The sequence below is a fragment of the Mesorhizobium sp. M7A.F.Ca.US.014.04.1.1 genome (genome assembly GCF_003998745.1).
Classification (GTDB): domain Bacteria; phylum Pseudomonadota; class Alphaproteobacteria; order Rhizobiales; family Rhizobiaceae; genus Mesorhizobium; species Mesorhizobium ciceri.
The window spans coordinates 1-4,707 of sequence record NZ_RZRW01000451.1 but is presented as its reverse complement, the minus strand read 5'-3'; the positions used below and the strand labels follow the sequence as shown (position 1 = coordinate 4,707).

Annotated in this window: 6 protein-coding genes and 1 pseudogene; 1 reads left to right on the top strand and 6 read right to left on the bottom strand. The window is 64.5% G+C overall.

What is annotated here, in order from left to right; all coding sequences use genetic code 11:
* Positions 1 to 82: 82 nt before the first annotated feature.
* On the bottom strand, positions 83 to 688 hold the full coding sequence (locus EOA22_RS24745) for a hypothetical protein (RefSeq protein WP_063169173.1): 606 nt from the start codon (positions 686 to 688) through the stop codon (positions 83 to 85).
* Positions 689 to 800: 112 nt separating this feature from the next.
* On the bottom strand, positions 801 to 926 hold the full coding sequence (gene ykgO, locus EOA22_RS24740; RefSeq protein ID WP_006203764.1) for a type B 50S ribosomal protein L36: 126 nt from the start codon (positions 924 to 926) through the stop codon (positions 801 to 803).
* Positions 927 to 1,166: 240 nt separating this feature from the next.
* On the opposite strand from ykgO, the pseudogene EOA22_RS24735 reads away from it, so the two are divergent.
* Positions 1,167 to 1,590 (top strand): annotated as a pseudogene (locus tag EOA22_RS24735) (lysozyme inhibitor LprI family protein).
* A gap of 6 nt (positions 1,591 to 1,596) precedes the next feature.
* Here the strand turns inward: EOA22_RS24735 and EOA22_RS24730 are convergent.
* From EOA22_RS24730 to EOA22_RS24715, 4 genes are all read right to left on the bottom strand, one after another.
* Entirely contained in the window at positions 1,597 to 2,676 is a 1,080-nt protein-coding gene (locus EOA22_RS24730; RefSeq protein ID WP_063169172.1) for a 5-(carboxyamino)imidazole ribonucleotide synthase, read from the bottom strand.
* On the bottom strand, positions 2,673 to 3,170 hold the full coding sequence (gene purE, locus EOA22_RS24725) for a 5-(carboxyamino)imidazole ribonucleotide mutase (RefSeq protein ID WP_063169171.1): 498 nt from the start codon (positions 3,168 to 3,170) through the stop codon (positions 2,673 to 2,675). The genes EOA22_RS24730 and purE overlap by 4 nt, the downstream gene beginning before the upstream one ends.
* Positions 3,171 to 3,272: 102 nt before the next feature.
* Positions 3,273 to 4,166: a ribokinase gene (locus EOA22_RS24720; protein ID WP_063169170.1), complete on the bottom strand. Its 894-nt coding sequence runs from the start codon at positions 4,164 to 4,166 to the stop codon at positions 3,273 to 3,275.
* The coding region (locus EOA22_RS24715; protein ID WP_127390275.1) for an SIS domain-containing protein at positions 4,163 to 4,707 on the bottom strand (545 nt) is incomplete at its 5' end. The genes EOA22_RS24720 and EOA22_RS24715, both read right to left, overlap by 4 nt.

The following is a 4,707-nucleotide window of genomic DNA, read 5'->3' as shown; positions in this document are numbered from 1 at the left end:
GTAGGGGAGTAGGGTGTGTGTTCCGCAGGTGCGATCTGCCCCTACTGTCTTACTGCCCTATTCCCTTACTCCCCTAGAGCAATCAAATGCCTTCACCGGCAAGTTCCTCCGAAATCGTGCCGACCTGGTCCTGGGCGCTGCGCATCATCGGATAGATGGCCAGCACCTTTTGCCAGGCCTCGAGCGCCGATTGCTTGTGGCCGGTCAACGCCATGATCTGCGCCAGGCCGGACAGCGCACCGAAATGGCGCGGCTCGAGCTGCAGCGTATGGTCGATGTCGGACATCGACTTGCCGTAGTTCTTCATCATGAAATGGACGGTGGCGCGCCGGTTCCAGCCCTCGGCATAAGTAGGCTGCAAAGTCACCACCTGGTCGAGGAAATCGAGCGCGACGTCGAACTTCTGGCCCTCGACGGCTTTTTGCGACCATTGCATCATCAGGTCGATCGAGGCGCTGCCGGATTGCGACCACTCGCTCCAGATGTTGCCGGCGATGCGCTCCGCCGCCTTTTCGTTGCGTTCGCGTTTCAAGTCGCTGAACAGCTGATCGAGGCGGGCTTGTTTCGTCGTTGGGGCGGGCGGCGCATCCTGAGTGGACGGCGGGGCGACAGCACCATCCGCCCATGCCGGGCCATAAATGACGCCGGAAACAAGCAGAGATGTCAAAAATGCAAAAGGAATCCGCATCGCCGGACTCTAGTCCCGGGCGAGAGAACGTCAAACTGAATTTGGCGTGAAAAGGCCGGCAGACGGCGACAAGCATCAAATGGGCGGAGGCGACAGCCTCCTGCCCGAAAACTCAGCCCTGACGTGCCTTGTAGCGCGGGGCGGTCTTGTTGATGATGTAGATGCGGCCCTTGCGGCGAACCAGCTGGTTGTCGCGGTGACGCGCCTTCAGCGCCTTGAGCGAATTCTTGATCTTCATGGTCTTGCCTGTCGGTGTGGACCCGGTTGGGTCGAAATTTTAAGGCGCGCCAGAAGACGCGCCTTTGAACTGTGGGTGGCTCATAAACGAGGAGCCTTGTCCCTGTCAACCGCAAGCGTGCTCCATAGCGGCTGTGAATCATCCCTGTCATCAATTATCCGCCATGTCTGCCTTGCGGCATTGCGCGGCCCTGGGCCGGCTGGGATGATGCGGTCGCCGTGAAATGATTTGGAGACGACTATGCGCCGGATGTTCCTGGCCGCCTGCCTTGTCCTGCTGGCGGCAGCTTCGGTTGCGCGCGCGCAGGAATGCGACCGCAGCGACGACAGCCAGCAAATGATGAACATCTGTGCCGGCGAGGATTACCAGGCGGCCGACGCCAGGCTCAACACGGCCTATCAGAACCTCACCAGCTCGGACGATGCCAACGGCAAGAGATTGCTGCAGGTGGCGCAACGCGCCTGGATCACTTTTCGCGATGCCGAGTGCGCGCATTCCACCGCCGCCAGCGAAGGCGGATCGATCCATTCGATGGAAGTTTCGCAATGCCTGACCCAGATTGACCAATGACCGCGTCAAGCAGCTCGCTGCCGCGGCCAATTGCGAGGAAGGCGATGGGAGTTGCGCCAATACAGGGCAGGACGAGAGCGACGACGCGCAGTAGGCAACCTTATGAGGCGCGACGTCTGATCCGAGTGAAATGACCCATCTTGCGGCCGGGCCGCGCTTCGGTCTTGCCGTAGAGATGCAGCATCAGATCGGGCTCGGCGAGAAGCTCCGGGACGCGCAGCACATCGTCGCCGATCAGGTTTTCCATCACGCAGTCGGAATGGCGGTCCGGGCCGCCGAGCGGCAGGCCGGCGATGGCGCGGATATGCTGCTCGAACTGCGAAACGACACAGGCGGCTTCCGTCCAATGGCCGGAATTGTGCACGCGCGGCGCGATCTCGTTGGCCAGCAGCGAGCCATCGGCCAGCACGAAGAACTCGACGCCGATGACACCGACATAGTCGAGCGCCGCAAGGATCTTCGATGCGGCCGTTCGGGCTGCTTGCGCCGTCTCCGGCATAATGGCGGCCGGCAAGGTCGATGTGTGGAGAATGCCGTTGCGATGGATATTCTCGGCTGGATCGTAGGCGACAACCGCACCGTCCAGCCCACGCGCCGCGATCACCGATATCTCGCGCTCGAACGGCACGAAGGACTCCAGAATCAGCGGCACATTGCCCATCGCCTCGCATGTGCCGGCAAAACCGCCGGCTTCCATGTTGCGGAAGACGCGCTGGCCCTTGCCGTCATATCCCATGCGCCGGGTCTTCAGGATGCCGCTGCCGTCGAATGCTTTCAGCGCCGCCGCCAGCTCGTCATCATTGTCGACGGCGTGGAAATCGGCGGTGGCAATGCCGATGCCGTTGAGGAATGTTTTTTCGTCCACCCGGTCCTGCGCCACTTCCAACGCACGCGCCGGCGGATAGACCGGAACCTTGGCCGCCAGCGCGCTGGCCGCTGCGACCGGGACGTTCTCGAACTCGTAGGTGATGACGGAACTTGACGCTGCCAGGTCGGCAAGGGCGGCCGGGTCGTCATAGGCGGCTGTTATCTGCCGGTTGGCGACCTGTGCGGCCGGGCAATCCGCTTGCGGCTCCAGCACCACGGTGCGGTAGCCGAGACGGGCGGCAGCAACAGCCAGCATGCGGCCGAGCTGGCCGCCGCCAATGATACCGATGGTCGATCCGGCGGGCAGGCTCACGGCGTATCCGTCGGTTCAGCCGCGACCTTGGCAGTCTGCGCGGCGCGCCAGGCATCCAGACGGACGGCAAGGCTGTCATCGTTCAGGGCCAGCACGGCGGCGGCCAAAAGGGCTGCGTTGGCGGCCCCAGCCTTGCCTATGGCCAGCGTTCCAACGGGAATGCCGGCTGGCATCTGGACGATGGACAGCAGCGAATCCTGCCCGGAAAGCGCTTTCGATTCCACCGGCACGCCGAACACCGGCAATGGCGTCATCGCCGCCGTCATGCCGGGCAGGTGTGCTGCACCGCCGGCGCCGGCGATGATCACCTGGTAACCGGCCGCCTTGGCGCCCTTGGCGAAATCATAGAGCCGGTCCGGTGTACGATGCGCGGAGATGATGAGCCGCTTGTGCGGGATGCCAAGTGCTTCCAGCGTTTCGGCGGCATGGCGCATCGTCGCCCAGTCGGACTGGCTGCCCATGATGATGGCGACGTCGGCGCGTTGATCGTCCAAGTCCGTGTTCCCCGGCGACAAAGGCGCGCCTTAGCGGAATTCGCGCGAGGCCGCAAGGATAGGCGGCCGCTGCTGCGGTCTGGCAAGACGGAAACCAGCCGGTCAGATGCCGTCGCGCTCGGCCTCTGGCGTCGAGACCAGCAAGGCCGAAGCCGCGTTGGCGGCGGTGATGGCCGCCCGCATGGTCTGCCCACGGGCAAGTCCCGCGGCCAGCGCGCCAACGAATTCATCGCCGGCGCCATGCGTGCTGGCGACCTTGACCGGGATGGCGGACAGCGCAAAGGCCTCGCCGCTCCGGTCGCAACAGGCGACGCCTTCGCCGCCCGCCGTGACGATCGCCACGGGATAGAGATCGGCCAATAGCCGTGCGGCTTGCGCGGCCCCGTCGAGTGTCTCGACCACTGCCGTGCCAGCCAGGAATTCCGCCTCGATGGCGTTGACCACCAATATGTCGACCAGGGCGATCAACTCCTCGGAGAGTTTGCGCGCGGGGGCCGCGTTGAGCACGACGCGGCTGCCCCGTGCCTTGACTGCGCGTGCGGCGGCAATGTTGGCGGCTTCCGGCACTTCGTTCTGCAGCAGGAGCACCGCCGTCTGTCCCACCACATCGGAAGCAGAGGCACTGTCGGCATGGCCCAGTGCCAGATTGCTGCCCGAGACGATCACCGCGCCATAGTCGCCGCCTTGGTCGAAGATCGCCACGCTCATGCCGGAGCCGGCGCCAGCGGCCACCCGCACGAAGCGGCGGTCGACCTTGGCGCGATCGAGATTGGCCAGCAACGCCCGCCCGAAATCATCGTCGCCGACGGCGCCGATCATCGCCGCATACACACCGGCTCGCGCCGCCGAGACGGCCTGGTTGCCGCCCTTGCCACCGCATTTGGGGTGCCAGGCATGGCCGGTCACCGTCTCGCCCTTGCGCGGGCGGTCGGGCGCGTCGACCATAATGTCGTAATGCAGGCTGCCGAACACGGTCACCAGCGGCGTTGTCGTCATGAGCCCCGGTCTTTTCGTTTCGATGTCACCGCCGACATAGTGCGGCCGAGATTTCGCTCCGCCGCCTGATAGTCGCGCTGCGCCACCGCGACGAACAACGCGTCGAGAATGTTGAGCTGGGCAATGCGGGCCGCTGCGTTCTCGCCCATCAGCGGCGAACCCTGCGCGGTCGAGCACAGAACGATATCGGCGACGGCGGCCAGGGGCGAGTTGTCGTAATTGGTGATGGCCAGCGTGCGGGCACCGTTCTTGCGGGCCAACTGAATGGCGTCGATAACGGCCGACGTGTTGCCCGAATGCGAGAAGCCGACGGCGATGTCGTCGCCGCCGAGCAGCGAGGCCGACATCAGCATCATGTGCGAATCGTCGTAGACGGATGCGCGGATGCCGATGCGCAGGAATTTGTGCGAAACGTCGCGCGCGATCTGCGCCGAGCCGCCGACGCCATAGAAATCCCGGTTCTTGGCACGGAAGAGCAGCTCGGCGGCGCGGTCGAAATCCTCGATGTCGAGGATCGCCAGCGTCTCCTCCAGCGCCTGGA